The organism is Furfurilactobacillus sp. WILCCON 0119 (assembly GCF_053471565.1).
On sequence record NZ_JBPCCV010000002.1, the window covers coordinates 1 to 15,893 of the forward strand.

The 15,893-nt window shown below is 47.1% G+C and carries 20 protein-coding genes and 1 rRNA gene; 1 reads left to right on the forward strand and 20 read right to left on the reverse strand.

Going from position 1 to position 15,893, the window contains the following annotated elements:
• The 4 genes from ACRYI5_RS03485 to ACRYI5_RS03500 all read right to left on the reverse strand — a co-directional run.
• A 16S ribosomal RNA gene (locus tag ACRYI5_RS03485) occupies nucleotides 1-228 on the reverse strand; the annotation flags it as partial.
• 332 nt (nucleotides 229-560) lie between these two features.
• Complete coding sequence (locus tag ACRYI5_RS03490) at nucleotides 561-932, reverse strand: hypothetical protein (RefSeq protein ID WP_448224310.1); 372 nt, start codon at nucleotides 930-932, stop codon at nucleotides 561-563.
• 20 nt (nucleotides 933-952) lie between these two features.
• Nucleotides 953-1,342, reverse strand: coding sequence for a CvfD/Ygs/GSP13 family RNA-binding post-transcriptional regulator (locus ACRYI5_RS03495; RefSeq protein WP_407879695.1), 390 nt, complete (start codon nucleotides 1,340-1,342; stop codon nucleotides 953-955).
• A gap of 17 nt (nucleotides 1,343-1,359) precedes the next feature.
• Complete coding sequence (locus tag ACRYI5_RS03500; RefSeq protein WP_407879697.1) at nucleotides 1,360-1,941, reverse strand: peptidylprolyl isomerase; 582 nt, start codon at nucleotides 1,939-1,941, stop codon at nucleotides 1,360-1,362.
• A gap of 300 nt (nucleotides 1,942-2,241) precedes the next feature.
• Here ACRYI5_RS03500 and ACRYI5_RS03505 point away from each other — a divergent pair, with 300 nt between their 5' ends.
• Nucleotides 2,242-2,883 (forward strand): VTT domain-containing protein, encoded by a 642-nt coding sequence (locus tag ACRYI5_RS03505; protein ID WP_448224311.1) that lies wholly within the window; start codon nucleotides 2,242-2,244, stop codon nucleotides 2,881-2,883.
• Nucleotides 2,884-2,955: 72 nt separating this feature from the next.
• Here ACRYI5_RS03505 and ACRYI5_RS03510 read toward each other — a convergent pair whose 3' ends face one another.
• The 16 genes from ACRYI5_RS03510 to ccpA all read right to left on the reverse strand — a co-directional run bounded on the left by ACRYI5_RS03510 (nucleotide 2,956) and on the right by ccpA (nucleotide 15,713).
• Nucleotides 2,956-3,591 (reverse strand): TIGR01906 family membrane protein, encoded by a 636-nt coding sequence (locus ACRYI5_RS03510; RefSeq protein WP_448224312.1) that lies wholly within the window; start codon nucleotides 3,589-3,591, stop codon nucleotides 2,956-2,958.
• Entirely contained in the window at nucleotides 3,588-4,370 is a 783-nt protein-coding gene (locus ACRYI5_RS03515) for a TIGR01457 family HAD-type hydrolase (RefSeq protein WP_448224313.1), read from the reverse strand. The genes ACRYI5_RS03510 and ACRYI5_RS03515 overlap by 4 nt, the downstream gene beginning before the upstream one ends.
• Nucleotides 4,370-5,197: a YutD family protein gene (locus ACRYI5_RS03520; RefSeq protein ID WP_448224314.1), complete on the reverse strand. Its 828-nt coding sequence runs from the start codon at nucleotides 5,195-5,197 to the stop codon at nucleotides 4,370-4,372. Before ACRYI5_RS03520 ends, ACRYI5_RS03515 begins: the two co-directional genes overlap by 1 nt.
• Nucleotides 5,198-5,221: 24 nt before the next feature.
• Nucleotides 5,222-5,833 (reverse strand): metallophosphatase, encoded by a 612-nt coding sequence (locus ACRYI5_RS03525; protein ID WP_448224315.1) that lies wholly within the window; start codon nucleotides 5,831-5,833, stop codon nucleotides 5,222-5,224.
• A gap of 115 nt (nucleotides 5,834-5,948) precedes the next feature.
• Nucleotides 5,949-7,349 carry an amino acid permease gene (locus ACRYI5_RS03530; protein WP_448224316.1) on the reverse strand — a complete coding sequence of 467 codons (1,401 nt, stop codon included), beginning with the start codon at nucleotides 7,347-7,349 and terminating at the stop codon, nucleotides 5,949-5,951.
• A 189-nt stretch (nucleotides 7,350-7,538) separates the two neighbouring features.
• Complete coding sequence (locus tag ACRYI5_RS03535) at nucleotides 7,539-8,723, reverse strand: acetate/propionate family kinase (RefSeq protein ID WP_407879707.1); 1,185 nt, start codon at nucleotides 8,721-8,723, stop codon at nucleotides 7,539-7,541.
• Nucleotides 8,724-8,766: 43 nt separating this feature from the next.
• Entirely contained in the window at nucleotides 8,767-9,771 is a 1,005-nt protein-coding gene (locus ACRYI5_RS03540; RefSeq protein WP_448224551.1) for a class I SAM-dependent methyltransferase, read from the reverse strand.
• An 85-nt stretch (nucleotides 9,772-9,856) separates the two neighbouring features.
• On the reverse strand, nucleotides 9,857-10,144 hold the full coding sequence (locus tag ACRYI5_RS03545) for a hypothetical protein (protein ID WP_448224317.1): 288 nt from the start codon (nucleotides 10,142-10,144) through the stop codon (nucleotides 9,857-9,859).
• A 17-nt stretch (nucleotides 10,145-10,161) separates the two neighbouring features.
• Nucleotides 10,162-10,623 carry a competence type IV pilus minor pilin ComGF gene (locus ACRYI5_RS03550; protein WP_448224318.1) on the reverse strand — a complete coding sequence of 154 codons (462 nt, stop codon included), beginning with the start codon at nucleotides 10,621-10,623 and terminating at the stop codon, nucleotides 10,162-10,164.
• Nucleotides 10,610-10,783: a hypothetical protein gene (locus tag ACRYI5_RS03555; protein WP_448224319.1), complete on the reverse strand. Its 174-nt coding sequence runs from the start codon at nucleotides 10,781-10,783 to the stop codon at nucleotides 10,610-10,612. Before ACRYI5_RS03555 ends, ACRYI5_RS03550 begins: the two co-directional genes overlap by 14 nt.
• A gap of 19 nt (nucleotides 10,784-10,802) precedes the next feature.
• Nucleotides 10,803-11,237, reverse strand: coding sequence for a pilus assembly FimT family protein (locus ACRYI5_RS03560; RefSeq protein ID WP_448224320.1), 435 nt, complete (start codon nucleotides 11,235-11,237; stop codon nucleotides 10,803-10,805).
• On the reverse strand, nucleotides 11,218-11,541 hold the full coding sequence (gene comGC, locus ACRYI5_RS03565; RefSeq protein ID WP_448224321.1) for a competence type IV pilus major pilin ComGC: 324 nt from the start codon (nucleotides 11,539-11,541) through the stop codon (nucleotides 11,218-11,220). Before comGC ends, ACRYI5_RS03560 begins: the two co-directional genes overlap by 20 nt.
• Nucleotides 11,538-12,599 carry a type II secretion system F family protein gene (locus ACRYI5_RS03570; protein ID WP_448224322.1) on the reverse strand — a complete coding sequence of 354 codons (1,062 nt, stop codon included), beginning with the start codon at nucleotides 12,597-12,599 and terminating at the stop codon, nucleotides 11,538-11,540. Before ACRYI5_RS03570 ends, comGC begins: the two co-directional genes overlap by 4 nt.
• Complete coding sequence (gene comGA, locus ACRYI5_RS03575; protein ID WP_448224323.1) at nucleotides 12,529-13,581, reverse strand: competence type IV pilus ATPase ComGA; 1,053 nt, start codon at nucleotides 13,579-13,581, stop codon at nucleotides 12,529-12,531. The genes ACRYI5_RS03570 and comGA overlap by 71 nt, the downstream gene beginning before the upstream one ends.
• Nucleotides 13,582-13,655: 74 nt before the next feature.
• Nucleotides 13,656-14,396, reverse strand: coding sequence for a YebC/PmpR family DNA-binding transcriptional regulator (locus ACRYI5_RS03580; RefSeq protein ID WP_407879716.1), 741 nt, complete (start codon nucleotides 14,394-14,396; stop codon nucleotides 13,656-13,658).
• Between the two features lie 315 nt (nucleotides 14,397-14,711).
• Nucleotides 14,712-15,713 carry a catabolite control protein A gene (gene ccpA / locus ACRYI5_RS03585; RefSeq protein ID WP_448224324.1) on the reverse strand — a complete coding sequence of 334 codons (1,002 nt, stop codon included), beginning with the start codon at nucleotides 15,711-15,713 and terminating at the stop codon, nucleotides 14,712-14,714.
• Nucleotides 15,714-15,893 lie beyond the last annotated feature (180 nt).

Sequence of the window (15,893 nt, forward strand, 5' to 3'; positions counted from 1 at the left end):
CGAAAACCATGCGGTTCTCGTTGTTATGCGGTATTAGCATCTGTTTCCAAATGTTATCCCCCACTTTAGGGCAGGTTACCCACGTGTTACTCACCCGTTCGCCACTCATCTCAATGTTTTATCAATCAAGTGCAAGCACCGTCAATCAAAAACGAAGATGCGTTCGACTTGCATGTATTAGGCACGCCGCCAGCGTTCATCCTGAGCCAGGATCAAACTCTCAAATTAATGAGTTATTTGAACTAACTCTTGTTTTTGTTACTTGGTTATAAAGTGAATTGACTTCACAATTGTATTGTTTTGAACTTTCGTTCAAAGACCCTACACATTTGATTCGTCGAAACGTTGTTCAGTTTTCAAAGATCTAACTCGTTGCCTCAAGACAACTATTTAACTATATCATTTTGTTTCAATGTCGTCAAGGAAAAGTTTTAACTTTTTTTGATAACCAATTGATTCAAAACCCCGCCGCAACGCTTCTGCGTTAGCAACGAGTAATACTATATCAATTCCAGCTAAACTGGTCAACCCTATTTTGCAAAAAAGTTCAAAATAACGGTTTAATCTAGCAATGGTGCTGAATCAAATTTCACATCCGTGAACAATTCATGCAGTTCATTACCCTGCACAAACGCCATTTGATGGGCTTCTGCACGCTTTTGCAGTGCTTCATCCACCAGTAAGTGATCGAACACAAAAAGCGACACATTATCCGTGCCAATTTGGCAAGATGTCAGCTCGCTTAATCGCAGCCCCTCTAAATCTAAATCTAGTTGGCCCTTTAATTGATCCAAAATACTGGCTAACGCCGTCTTTCCTTCTTCAACACCAGTTGAAAAGAACCCATACATCTGTTCTTTATCACCCTTTGTGACCAAAAAACTTGGCACATTATCTTCAATCGTTAAAATTGTTCCGGCTACTTGCTTCATAACTTACACGAGCTCCTCTTCTACCGTATCGTTAAAAACCGCTGCCGCGCCTCTGCTAACCACGCGGGCATTTGTTCTTCAATTGGCGTAAAGCCAGTTCGAACGTGACGTGTTGTCCAGTACCGTTTATGTTGTTGCCGCGGATTGATCCCAGGGGTTCGTTCCTGGGCGTCCTCCTCTAAACAACGAATGGACAAACTAATTTTCCCTGAATATTCATCAATATCCAGTACTTTTACCGTCACGGACTCCCCCACCTTTAGAAATGCCCGCATATCACTAACAAACCCCACGTGCATTTCAGAAATGTGAATCAGTCCCTGATGATCTTCATCCAGATTAACAAAGGCACCGTACGGTTGAATCCCCGTTACCGTGCCTTTAACAATCTGACCAATTCGATACTCCATCTCACCGGTCTCCTTAACTAGTCGCTAACTGAAACACTGTTAATGAGAATGGGCACATCTGGACGGTCTTCATAATTTGTTGAAACGGCCCCCATTGCATCCACAACGTCCATTCCTTTGATCACCTGACCAAAGACCGTGTGGTGGCCATCAAGCCATGGTGTGCCCCCTTGCTTATACTGGTTAACAACAGCGTCATCAACACCCATTCCGCTTAATTGTTGCAGCATGTCAGCTGGCACCCGTTTTGCTTGAACAATGAAGAACTGACTTCCATTTGTGTTAGGGCCGGCATTTGCCATGGACAATGCGCCACGGAAGTTAAACAGTTGATCAGAAAATTCGTCTTCAAATGATTGACCATAGATACTTTCACCACCAGCACCCGTTCCAGTAGGATCGCCACCCTGAATCATAAAGTCACTAATGACACGGTGAAAACTCACACCATCGTAATAACCGTTCTTTGCTAACCCAACGAAGTTTGCAACGGTCTTAGGGGCCTGTTCATCAAATAATTGAACGGTAACATCCCCCATCGTTGTGTGCAGTGTTACTTGTGGGCCTTTTGCTGCCTCGAGTTCAAGTTGTGGATACATATTATTGTCCGCCTTCCATTCACCTATATTAGTTTGGATTCATATCGTCAGCCACGGAATCATCCGAAGCGTTTTTAATAATTTCTTTTTCATTGTAAACAACGTCACCGCCACATGCAATTAACGATTACAAATTGGTGTTAAGGTAAGAATTCTAAGTTGCAATTTCCTTAATTTTCTTATGAAACTAAGCTCACTAGTTTTGCCGCCACCGTTTTTCTGATATAGTAGGCCCATTGTCGCATTATGACAAGCCATAATGGTTGATCATTTAAAATTTTAGTTGTGAAAGGATTGCTCATGTCGACCCTCATTGATTTTGTCTTACACATTGACGCGCACCTTGTTTCCATTGTTAATACGTTTGGTAACTGGACGTACCTCATCCTCTTTGCCATTATCTTCGTGGAAACTGGTGCCGTTATTCTCCCCTTCTTACCGGGAGATTCACTGCTCTTTGCAGCCAGCGCCCTCGCTGCCAACCCTGTTTACCATTTGAACATTTGGACATTCGTGATTTTGTTCCTCATTGCCTGTATCTCTGGTGATTCACTCAACTTCTTCATTGGACAGCGCATTGGTCACGCCCTCTCGAACCACTCGATTTTCGGGAAGCTCATCAAAAAGGAGTCGTTAGAACGCTCCGAAGCCTTCTTTAATGCGCACGGTGCCATGGCGATTATCCTGGCCCGGTTTATGCCGATCATTCGGACGTTTGCACCGTTTGTCGCTGGCGGTAGTAACATGCCTTACCGTCGTTTCATTCGGTTCTCACTAACCGGTTGTGTCGCGTGGGTGGCTTTATGTTCTGCCGGGGGCTTCTTCTTCGGTAACATCCCGTTTGTAAAGGCGCACTTTTCAGCCGTCGTTTTGGGAATTATCGTTATTTCATTAATTCCTGCTGTCGTCGGTTACATCCGCGGTAAAATGAACCGCGCTTAATTATTAACAGAAAAGACCGGTCATGGTCGTCTAGTGGTTATTCACTAAACGACCATGACCGGTCTTTTTTGATTATCGCAAGCTCCGCCGACTAACCAGATAGCCAGCAATAAGCCAGCCTTCTAGTAAGACAAAGAATAGTGCAAAACAGGCGAGAAAGAACGTCTCTGGTAGTGCATTAATGATCGGATCATAGCGTGGATCAAACAACCAATCGTTATTTCGAAACAAGAGATGATGAAACGTAATAAAAAATTGGTCGAAATTAACGGCCATTAACGCCGCAACAACGGGTGGAATGGGTAACGCAATCTGCATGGGTAACAACAATTGCCATAGCCGCTCCTCATGCCATAGCCGCCACAGCCCCCACCCTACGATGGGCAGTGTTACCAAGCACACCAGATTGTTTAGCAAGAGTAACTGCTTTACATCTGCAAAGTGTTTAAGGGCCCCTACGGAATCCACAAAGTTCGGGAGTCTTAGTTGGGTCACCCACGGCCAGTTAAGGTAGTGCAGGAGTTGCATGTAGTTATGCATCATTTGTGCCCGTGTCAATCCCACCTGTTGCAAAACATCCGTATTGCTTAATGTGACGCGGTACACCCACACCGCGTGAACCGTCAGTGTAATTGCACTAGTCAAAATGAACAGCCAGCCACATAAGTAGCGAAAACAATGTCCTAATCGCTGACACACCTGGCTCACAGTTGCCACTCCGTTAGGTCGTTAACAATGTGGGTCGGCTCAATTTGAAACGTTTTGATCTGTGCCACCGTGGACAATCCGGTCAACGTGAGCAGCGAATCCATCCCGGCGTTATTAGCCGCCTGGATGTCAGTCCGCAAATTATCACCAATCATGAGGACGGCCTCTTTTGAAAGTCCAATCCGTGCTAACGCTTCATTCATGATGATCGTTGACGGCTTGCCAATCGTAATTGGGGTGACATCCGTCGCATACCGAACAAAGTCCACCACCGCACCAGCGCCTGGTAACATCCCCCGCTGATTGGGAATGTTTGTGTCCAAATTCGTCCCGATAAACGTGGCCCCGTTCTGAATGGCCAAAACCGCCTGCACAAACTTTTCATAGGTGACATCGCGGTCTAACCCCACAACAACAAACGTGGGCTGTTCGGCAGCCGTCGCCACCAGTGTAAACCCGCGACTCGTCAGCGCGTCACGCAACCCCTGTTCGCCAATCACATAAGCAGTCAACGCCTGATCGTCTGCTTTGCGCACCAGGTAGTCAGCTGTCGCCATTGCCGTCGTATACACATGCGCAGCCGTCGTCTCAATGTGATGATTGCGTCGCAAGTTTTCCGCGACCGCTTCGGGACTTCTGGTGGAATTATTCGTCACAAAGAGGTAGGGACGCCCACTTTCAATTAACCGGCTCATAAACGTTTGCGCCGTTGGTATTGCTGTTGTGCCTTGATAAATGGTGCCATCGAGGTCAATAAAGTACCCTGAATACGTGCTCATTAGTTCTTACTCTCCTGCGGCTTTGCTGATTTGTTCGCGTGGTCACCTTTTTGGCGAATCGTAAAGTGCCGCCGCCCTGGTTTCCGGTTATTTGAGGACGTTGCTTGTTGCCCCGTCCCGGCCGTCGGTGTGAGCGCCTTTGTTACGACCCGTTCTTCCACATGGGCCTGTTGCTTCCGACCACCACGACTACCATTGGCACCCCGACTCTTTTGGCGCGTCTTAAACTGATGTTTCTCAGGTTGTTCCTGGCCTTTTGCTCGCTGAGACTGGGCGGCCTTTTGCTTCGGTGCCGCCTTTTTATTACCAGTTGTCTTTGATTGTGTTGACGTTCGTGGTGCTTTCGCCTCAGCCTTAGGCCGCTGTGTCTGTTCATTGGCCGCGCCATGACGCCCATTGCGGCGGCGCCGTGACCGTTTATGCTCAGCTTTTTGTGGCCGATCTTGTTGCTCAATTTCAACATCCAAGTTATGCAGAACAAAGTAGGCACAACCAAAATTACAGTATTCGTACAGATAATCTTGAATTCCTGTCACCGTCTGGCTAACCGGAACGTTTTCCTTATCGGCAACATAAAAGCCCTTCAACCGTAGTTGGTCAAAGCCCCAGTCACCCACAATGAAATCATACTTACTGAGCACGGTACTGTACCGCTCAGCAAATTTATGGACATCAAAGGCGTCGTGAAAGTTGGTCACCAGTTCATATGGATGACCGTTAATAAAAAATTGTTCTTCATTTTCCCGGACGACGGTAAAAACGGCCGCCCGTTTTTCAGCTGCTTCCTGTGCTAACTGCTGAATGTGTTCGCGATCGATGTGAATCACACTCCCCTTTTTAAGCGTTCTTAATTAATGACGTTTTTGAAAATCAACGGCCTTACCCGTGATCATTTGTTCAATTTCAGCAAATGAAAGCGGTTGACCAAACGGAACCGTGTGGTCAAGATAGGCCACCTCAGGCGTATCCACACCCACGTTAATGTTTTCCTTAGCTGGCATCGCGTAATGATGGATGTGCCCATGAAGATTGATCACATTGCCAACGATTCCTAATGAAAACGGGTAGTGGGTTAAATAATACTGCCGGTGATCATACTTCAAGTACACACCGACATCCTGAAAACTAAACTTCGGTTCCCCATCTGCCATCAACTCGTTATGAGCTGCTAGGTACTTAAACAGCGCGCGGTTGTCATGGTTTCCCTTGATAAGAACCAGGTGCCCATGCAACCGGTGCAAGATGTCATTCACCGCGGCCATAGAAAGACTAGCCGGTCGCGTGAAGTACATTGCAATGTCGCCAAGGTGGTACACCGTATCGGCATCCGTTACCACCACGTTCCAATGTTCAATGATGGTTTCGTTCATGTCGTCAACCGTTAAAAACGGTCGGGGCGCAAACTCGTTATAGCCCAATAACTGTTCATGAAAAAAATGTGTATCCGACGTAAAGTAACGCACCTGTTCGACCTCCCGTTGATTCGTTTCCTTATTGTACCACAATCATTAATCTTCACGGTGACGGCGCACCCCAATGTAAAAGCGGTGACAGGCCATTGCCCATCACCGCTTTTACTTAATCTTGATTAATCTCACCAACCTGTTGTGCTGCTCGGTTAGTCGTTATTGTTTTAATAACAAATAATGCAATGAACCACGCCACCGCACCAAGAAGTGCAATCAACGTTTCAAGCTTCATGGTCATCACCACCGCAACAAAAACCAAGAATGCGATCACGAAGTAGTCAGACCACGGCATGAATGGCGCCGCAAAGTCACCAAGTGGTAATTGCTTTGCCTTTAATTGACGCCGGTACCGCAAGTGCGCTACCGCGATCAATCCCCAAATGAGTAAGAAACACGTGGTCGCAATGCTTGAAATAAACGTGAACACCCCAGCTGGAAAGAGGTAGTTCAACACAACCGCCACTGCGATAATAGCCGTTGAAAACCGGAGTGCGTTGGCTGGCACTTGGTGCTTCGATAACCGACTCATCCGTTTAGCGAAGTGGCTTTTCCCACCGTACGTCAAGGAATACAGCATCCGCCCGGTCGTAAACAGTGAACTGTTACAAGCTGATGCCGCCGCTGTCAGAACCACAAAGTTAATGATTCCGGCCGCCGCCTTGATGCCCACGTTTTCAAACACTTGCACAAACGGACTGCTATCTGGCGATACCGCTGACCATGGATAAATACTCATGATCACTAACAGTGAGCCAACATAGAATAAAATGATCCGCATTGGAATTTCATTAATGGCCTTTGGAATCACGTGCCGTGGATCTGCTGTCTCTGACGCGGTCATCCCAACCATTTCAATGCCGACAAACGCAAAGACCACCATTTGAAACGACAGCATGAACCCCTTCGCACCCTTTGCAAAGAACCCACCGTCCCGAACCAGGTTTCCAAATGAAGCGTGACCAGCTGGTGTCTTGACGGCAAGCAGCACCATCACGACCCCAACCACAATTAGGGCAATGATTGCCACAATTTTAATAATTGCAAACCAAAATTCTGCCTCACCAAACGCTTTGACCGTAATTAAGTTTAGCAATAACAGGAGCACTAAGATGATAAACCCTGGAATCCACTGGGGGATCGTCGGGAACCAAAAGCGGACGTACAGCCCAGCGGCCGTGATTTCGGCCATGGCAATGGTGATCCACGAGATCCAGTACGTCCAGCCCACTACAAAGCTGGTCCGTTCACCAAGGTACCGTTTAATGAAATCAATGAATGAGTGCTGCGTCAAATCTGACATCAGCAGTTCCCCCAGTGAGCGCATCAACAAGAAACACATCAACCCGGTTAGCATGTATACCAGTAAGATTGCGGGACCAGCCAGGTGGATTGATTGACCAGCACCTAAAAACAGCCCGGTCCCAATCGTACCACCAATAGCAATTAGCTGAACGTGTCGACTCTTTAACGCCCGTGATAATTCCTGCTCATTTTCTTGTGTTTCTTTCATCCTGATCGCTTCTTTCTTCCCACCGTTATTATTTCGTCCGTTTAATTGATTCTAGTATACGGGGCAAGTTAACGTTGAACAAACGAAACCATTTCACGTCTAAGGTGAAAGAAATTCACCTTAGACAAATCAACCATAAAAAAAGCGGGGTAACCACTGTGGTTACCCCGCTTTTAACACGTCATCAATTTATTTTTTTAACCGTTCAACGTCACGGGCAATCATTAATTCTTCATCCGTTGGCACTAACAGAACCTTTACAGATGAATCATCAGCTGAAATGATGGTCTCTTTACCACGAACATCGTTTCGTTCTGCGTCAATTTTGACCCCCATGTAGCCAAAGGCGTCGGCAATTGCTTCACGCATTTCCTTCGCATTTTCACCAATTCCGGCCGTGAAGACCATGGCATCCACACCGCCCATTTCAGCAATGTATGACCCCACGTATTTCACGATCCGGTTAACAAAAATCTTCATGGCTAATTCTGCCCGGTGTTCGTCACTGTTTTCCAGATCACGCATATCACCAGAAATCCCAGAAATCCCGAGTAACCCAGACTTTTTGTTCAAGATATCAATCATGGCCTCTGGATTCGTCAGCCCCAACTTTTGTTGAAGGAACGTCACTAACGATGGGTCAATGTCACCGGAACGGGTAGCCATTGTGATCCCAGCCAGTGGTGTAAAGCCCATTGAAGTATCAATTGAGTGCCCATTTTGAATGGCAGCTAATGAAGCACCAGCACCCAAGTGCAGCGTAATTACCTTCAGGTCAGCTAATGGTTTGCCAAGCATTTCAGCAGCGCGCGCGGAAACATACCGGTGACTCGTTCCGTGGGCACCGTAACGCCGGGCACCATACTTTTCGTAATATTCGTAAGGAATGGAGTACAGGTAGTTTTCTTCAGGCATTGTTGCATGGAACGATGTGTCAAACACAGCAACCGCCGTTGCATCAGGCAACACTTCCCGGAATGCCCGGATCCCCGTTGCATTCGCTGGGTTGTGCAATGGTGCATATTCAGCCAATGAGTCAATCTTAGCTAACACATCGTCATCAATGACCACAGAATCCTTGAAGAATTCACCACCAGCAACCACCCGGTGCCCAACACCGGTAATCTCGTCAAAGCTATCGATGATCTTCAAATCAATCAATTCTTTAAGTAAAACACTAATGGCTACTTTGTGATCCTTGAATGGTTGTTCCAGCTTAAAGTGTTCACCATCGCCGTAAGAAATGGTGAAGGAACCTTCTGCCAACCCGATCCGGTCAACAAGCCCCTTTGCGATAACCGTTTCAGCCGGCATATCGAATAATTGGAACTTTAATGTGGAACTCCCTGCGTTAACTGCGATTGTCTTTGCCATGTTTACACTCCTTTAGTTGTCTGTCTGATCTCAATAATTAACGTTAACCATTTGCAACGACCCATGCATCAATTTGTTGCATGAATTGTTGAACTGCATCTGGTTGCTTAAATGATGGAAATTCACCCAGAAGGACTTGCCCAGCTTGTTTAGCCGTGCCACCCTTCTTTTGTAACAGTAAAATTGCCTTTTGCGCAGACTTATTCATAAACAACTCACCTGGCAAGTTTAATAACCCTTGTAAATGAGCGTGTTCTTGAATCCACGCGACCAGCCCCTTTGCCTCACTCGATGTGAAGAGGTCACTTGGAACCAGGAAGATTCCCCAGCCACCAGGTTTCAACTGGTGCACGGCCTGTTCAAGTAACAAGTGATGAACGTATGAGTGGCCCGTTTTGGCGGCTGTTTCAAACGCCTTTACGTGTTCATCCAACGGATAATACCCAACTGGTAAGTCACTGACCACAAGATCCACAGCTGGCATCATCAATGGATCCAACGCATCCTGATGAAACAGTTCCAGATCATGGCGTTGAAGGGCGCCATCAATGTTGGCCGCGGCCAACATTGAATCATCATTATCCACACCAAAACCGTGAATCGTCACTGCTGAATCCGTCATTAACTGGTTCATCACCGTCGTCAATAAGTTCCCAGTTCCCACCGCGAGATCAAGCACCGTTAAGGCTTGTTGTGGGAGTAACCGACTGGCTAAATAGGCAACCAAAAAGCCAATCGCGTCTGGCGTCAATTGATGATTTGCGTCAATAGCGTCTGTTTCAACGTCCTTCAACAAAACGAGTTGAAGCGCCTGCCGAATCTCCTCTGGCGTTAACTGATCAAGTGAAATCTTTGCGTATAAATCACGCAATGTTGCCGCCGCCTCAGCCGTTGGACGGCCTTCTTCGATGCGAACCGTTCCGCCATCGATCAGGTCATCACCAACTTCGATGAACGCATCCAAATAACTTGTCTCGAGCTGTTCTTGTAATAGTGAAATTGCTTGATTAAGCGTCTCGTAGAGCGCCTGTACGTCTTCTTGTGCCAGCCCACTTCACCTCTTTGATCGTTTACTCTTAGTTTACATCGTCATAAAAACCGGTGTCCTTATTAAGGATACCGATTCGACGCACTTATTTCAACCGTTGATTACGCTCCCAAACGTGGCGCGACGCGGTTTGACCAGACCGTAAATGAATGGAAATTTGTGAACCATTTAACGTTGCTTCCCCGGTTTGAAATGTAAACTGGCTTTTCATCGGATTTTTAAGATGTTCGATTGCCGTTTGTTTTGTGATTGTTTGAATTTGCCAGTAGTCCCGCTCACTTCGTAACGCCCGAACCCCAGCCTCGTTTGCCGCAACATGACCTAACATAATTCCGGTCACTAATAGCAACAGAAAAATTGTTGTGGGTAACATGAAGCCCCTCCGATGGATCATGTGGCACCTCCCGGCTCAGCCGTTGGTAGCCACACCATCCGCCGAGCCGTTTGCTGATTTAACCATGTCACCGTGAGCGTCAAACAATGGGCACTATAGGAAAAATGAACCGTTGAAACACGCTCAACTAAGGGCATGTAACCGCCCTGACTCGTCGTCAGCACTAGCTGATGGCGCGTTAAACGAACCCAGTACTGGCTTGGCTTAACCGCCGTGGCTGTAACCCCAGTAAGTTGGATTGCGGTCGCCGTACCGTTGACATAACGCATGTGTTGGCGGTCATCACTCAAATGAATCATCGCATTATCTAATTGCGTTTGGTTAAGTAACCGTGGCTCTAATTGGCGGCGCAGTTGTTGCACCACAAGGCCAATGGTAAAAAGGATCATTAACCCGATCATCAGTGCCCAGACTGTTTCAACTAAGGTGAAACTTGCCCGCGGCCTAGTCACGCCCATCAACCATGGCCCCTAAAGCACGACAACTTGCTTCGTAATCCTGCTGTGCCTGGTGCACGTGTCCCCGTTCAATCGTTAACCGGGCACTCATCGACTGGTTTGTCTCCGCAACAAAGAGACAGGTCCCACTTGCAAGTGTTAACGCAAGAATAGCTTCCATTAAAACAAATCCTGACCGCTCACATTTTTTCCTCCGTAACATGAACAACCCCCCAGCCTAATTGTGGTTTGATGTGGTAACTAACGCCGCGTGTTGTGACAAAGGCAATGTCTTTTGGCGCTGTCATGGCCTGTGCCATCAGGTTGATCCGCCCACCATGAGGCAACCGTAAACTTTTTGGCATCGCCAACCGGACCGTGTGATGGGACTCAAATTCTTGATAAACAACACCTGCATCCGTAAAGCTCACCTTCACCAAGAAATTTGATTGCGCCGCATGAGCCCGCCCCTGTTCAATGAGCGCCACCGTTGTTGTTAAAAATTGCCGTTCCGTTTGAATCTGCCGCGTTTGGGCAAACGCCTGGGTGCCCCATAGTATCATTAATGTAGTCACAGCTAACACCACCACCATTTCGATCAGCGTAAACCCCGCTCTACTTTTTGGTCGCAACATTATCCGTGATCTCAATACCGGCATCCTTTGCCTTATCAATCTGTTTGCCCGTTAAGTATTTATCCGCCGCTAATTCATCAAACGTCACCGCCTGAGTTCCGTGATCATTCTGGTATAAATCGACCTGGGTCTGCACCACCTGGGTTAAGGCATCCTGGTGGGTTTTCGTAGCGTTTTTACGCGCTGCCGTAATGTTTGGCAAAATAATCAAAATCAATAACGAAATAATGAACAACACCACTGCCATCTCGATTAGCGTAAAGCCGGTGCGTTGCCCCGGTTTTGCTGGCGTCCGTCGCGTCATGATAATCCTCCAATCGCCTGATACATCGGTAACAGCAGACTCAGGTAAAGGCCAATGATCCCTGCGCCAATCACCCCAAACAAAAGTGGTTGAACCAAGCCAATGAGGCTTTCAATCCGCGTAAACAACCGTTGATACGTCAGTTGGGCGTCCGCCCGAAGATCCTTAGCAAGCTGTTGGGTTGTTAACCCCTTGCTGAAAAACATGGTAAACGTTGTCGGCAAAAATGCGTACCGATCGACGAATTGCGCGATGGTCGCCCCCTTTTTCAAATGAACATCAAGTTCATCCGCTAACTGCCGTAACACAGAGCGTGGCTGATACGTTTTGAGTAAGCGAAGTACGTCATGCGATTGCAACCCACTTGCAAGTAGCAAGCCCAGATTAAGTGCCAGATAATAGTGCCAATACAACCTCAACAAGCCGCCAAGAATCGGACAGTGACAGCCAACGACGACCCGCTCTAAGCGTGGGTGCCGCCACAAGCGCCAAATGCCAATAAGGATAATAGTCATCATCAAACAACCACCACCTACCCAAACAAGTGACCAGGGGCCCGTTAACGACGGCCGGTGTGGCACTAGCTCGCGTAACTCTGGGGCCAACACCTGTTTGACTGCAAGCATTAACAACAGCAACAACCCTAAAATCGCTAATGGATACCGGAGGACGGCCCTAACTTTTTGTTGTTGCCGATGTTTGAGCGCTAAGAAATTCCCCAAGTTTGTTAAAACTAGGCCCAGCGCCCCATTTTCCTCCGCAATTTTCAGCTGGTAGTAACAGTCAACGTCCACAAATGGTTGCACTGCATTTGAAAACGTCATTCCCGTCGAAAGCGACGCCTGGATGGCCGTAATCGTCACCCGTTGGCGCGGCAACATGATTCGCGCAAAATTAAGGCCCTCACGAAGCGAAAACCCAACCGCTAACACATCTGCCATCAAACTGAAAAACTGTGCGGCCGGTGCGGCGCGTAACGGTTTTATCTTAGCCGGCTCTGTACGCCGTCGCCACGGTCGCTGCCACTTTTCCATCACTAATTGCCTTGCTGAGCGCATCATGCCACCTCCAGGTCATTTGCTGAGTGAGTGAACGTTCTTGGGTCATGTCATTAAATAAATCGGTGGGCTCCAACCAGTCGTATAGCACCACCGGATGAGTCGTTCCTGGTAACAAACGTTGGTAACAGACCCCCGTAATGACTTGTTGCAAGTCTGCTGAAGAAATGCCGAGTTGATGCAACCGTGGTAACACACCGTGCGCACTTTGCGCGTGAACCGTTGAAAGGACGACGTGTCCACTAAGTGCCGCTTGAACCGCGATTTTTGCCGTTTGTTCATCACGAATTTCGCCGATCACAAACACATCCGGGCGGTGACGGAGTGCGAGTTTTAGCAGGGATTCATAGTCCATTCCGGCGGGCTTATTGACCTGAAGCTGAATGAATCGTGGCTCACTAATCTCAACTGGGTCCTCAATCGTTAACACAACGGCCTGATCGGCCAACTGCCGAGCTAGTTGGTAAATGGTCGTCGTTTTCCCGGAACCCGTTGGTCCACTGAGAATAAACAACCCCCGTTGTTGTGCCAAACGACTAAGTGCCGCCCACTGAGGCCCTTGACGCACGGTTTGTGTCACTGCTTCCAGTGGATAAATAATCCGAATCACCATTGATTCATGATCCTGAAAATCCCCAACTGTCGATAACCGCAAGTGCACGGTTTGCTTTGCTACCGTCATGGATAACGCCCCCAATTGCGGTCGCCTGTGATCACTAATTGACATGTTCGCTTGATACTTAACGTATGCCATTAGCTGTTCAGCCTGACTGGCCGATAGGTTCATTAACTTTTCGACCCCTGCAACCGTGTGAATAATAATTTCGTAACCCGTTACCTTTGGAAACAGATAGATATCGTTGGCTGTCTTTGCCATGGCCCAGAGCAACACCTTGATTAATCGTTCAGCAGGTTGCATCTCTTCCTCACTCCCCTCTATACCGACAACATACGCAAGCACCCGCCATTTATTCGTCATCATTTCAAAAAATTTGACGGTCAACGTAAAAAAAGACGCTGACTCACTTGAGTCAACGTCTTTCATCGTTACGATAACTAGTCTTCAGCAACTTCTGTTACTTCAGCTGCTTCGTAAACATCCGAAACATCATCGTTATCGTTTAATTCATCAATTAAGTTAATGTATTGCTTAGCCTTATCGGCAGGAACCGCCGTCACGTTTTCAGGAATCATTGTGATTTCTGCAGTGTCTAAAGCAAAGCCTTGTTCTTGCAACGCGTCACGGACAGCAGCCAGTTGACTTGGATCCGTGTAAATTTCAAATGCGTCTTCAGTGGTTGTCATGTCGTCAGCACCAGCATCCAGAGCACTCATTAACATGGTGTCTTCGTCAGCGTCAATCCCATCACGTAAAATGACAATGAACCCGCGACGGTTAAACATGTAAGCCACTGAACCTGAAGCACCTAAGGCACCACCATGGTGAGTGAAAGCGGACCGAATTGCTGAAGCCGTCCGGTTTTTGTTATCCGTCAACGTAGCAACCATCACAGCAGTCCCACCAGGGCCGTAACCCTCGTAAGTGATTTCTTCGAACTTTTGACCACCAGCACCAGTTGCTTTATCCAACGCACGTTTAACAACGTCCTTTGGCATGTTAGCAGCCTTAGCTTTATCCATGACTAACCGTAATTGAGCGTTGCCATCAGGGTCGGCACCACCAGCTTTTGCGGCTTGGTATAAGTCACGTGAGATTTTTTGGAAAATTTTTCCACGCTTAGCATCCTGAGCATTCTTCCGCCCTTGGATGTTATGCCATTTTGAATGTCCTGACATAATCGGCAACTCCTTTATTAGTTGGTTTAATGTGTGTATAAAACACCGAATAATAATATACCACTGGAACGGCGTGAGTTCAATCGCTTTCATCGATTGTCGCCTAATAATCAGTCATTCATTGATCATTGTGACAAATCTAAAAGACGTTTATAAACGAATGCGTGATTACCCACACACCGTTATGACGAACGGCTATCATAGCAGCATTTTAGCAATCATCGCGGTACTACCATTTTCATAAATTTCGTGGCATCAAAAAAACGAGTTTGAAAATAACTTACCATTTTCAAACTCGTTTTTGTTCGTTAAAAATTACTTTGTCGAATTCCGCTTTTTTAAGCCGTATGGCAGAACAACAGTCCGTTCGCCAATGTCTTCACCATTCATTAACTTTGTTAATAACCGCATGGACACCGCACCAATATCATACAGTGGTTGCGTAATGGAACTCATCCGCGGACGCGTGATTTCCGTAAAGCGGGTATCGTTACTGGTAATAATTTCAAAGTCTTCCGGAACCCGAATCCCGGCGTCTGTCAATCCGTTTAAGACCCCTGCGGCCAGTTCATCGTCACCCACAAAGGCTGCCGTGGCGTTAACATCTTGCAACGCTTTTGCCAACCCAAACCCAGCTTTGTATGAATAGTCCGTTTGGAATACAAGGCCTTCATCATAGTTGATGCGTGCGCCGCTTAGGGCCTGCTTGTACCCCTTCAACCGGTAATCCCGGTTGATGCTATCATCCATTGAACCAGTGACAAAGGCGATGCGCTTGTTGCCCCGGTCAATTAATTTTGTCACGGCCTGTGTTACGGCAGCAACGTAATCAATGTTGACGGATGGGGCTTGGTGCTCAGGATCCACTGATCCAGCCAACACGATTGGTGCATTGGACCGCTTAAAGGCAGCTCGTAGGTCATCACTAATCTGGTTCCCCATGTAAATGATGCCGTCCACTTGCTTCGCCATCAGGTTATCGATCACTTGTAGTTCTTTATCATGATTTTCATCAGAAGAAGCCAAAATGATGTTGTACTTGTACATCAAGGCAACGTCATCGATTCCCCGTGCCAGTTCAGAAAAGTACGAGTTTGTTAAATCAGGAATGATAACCCCGATTGTTGTCGTCTTTTTGGAGGCTAATCCACGGGCAACGGCATTTGGCCGGTAGTCCAATTGATCAATTACATCCAGCACTTTTTGCCGTGTTGCTGGCTTCACGTTTGGGTTACCATTCACGACACGCGAAACGGTGGCCATTGAAACAGCTGCTTCACGAGCAACATCATAGATTGTTACAGTTTGCTTATCCATTGTTACACCCTTTCATTCTTGATTTAATTTGTTTTCATTTATTTTCATAGCTTAACTAATATAACAAAGCAGATACATGAAAGCAATCATGAAACCGCTTACTCCAAATATAAATCAAACAACTGCCGGGTGCAAGCCATGCGACGCCATTGTGCTATACTAGGGACAACATTGAATGAT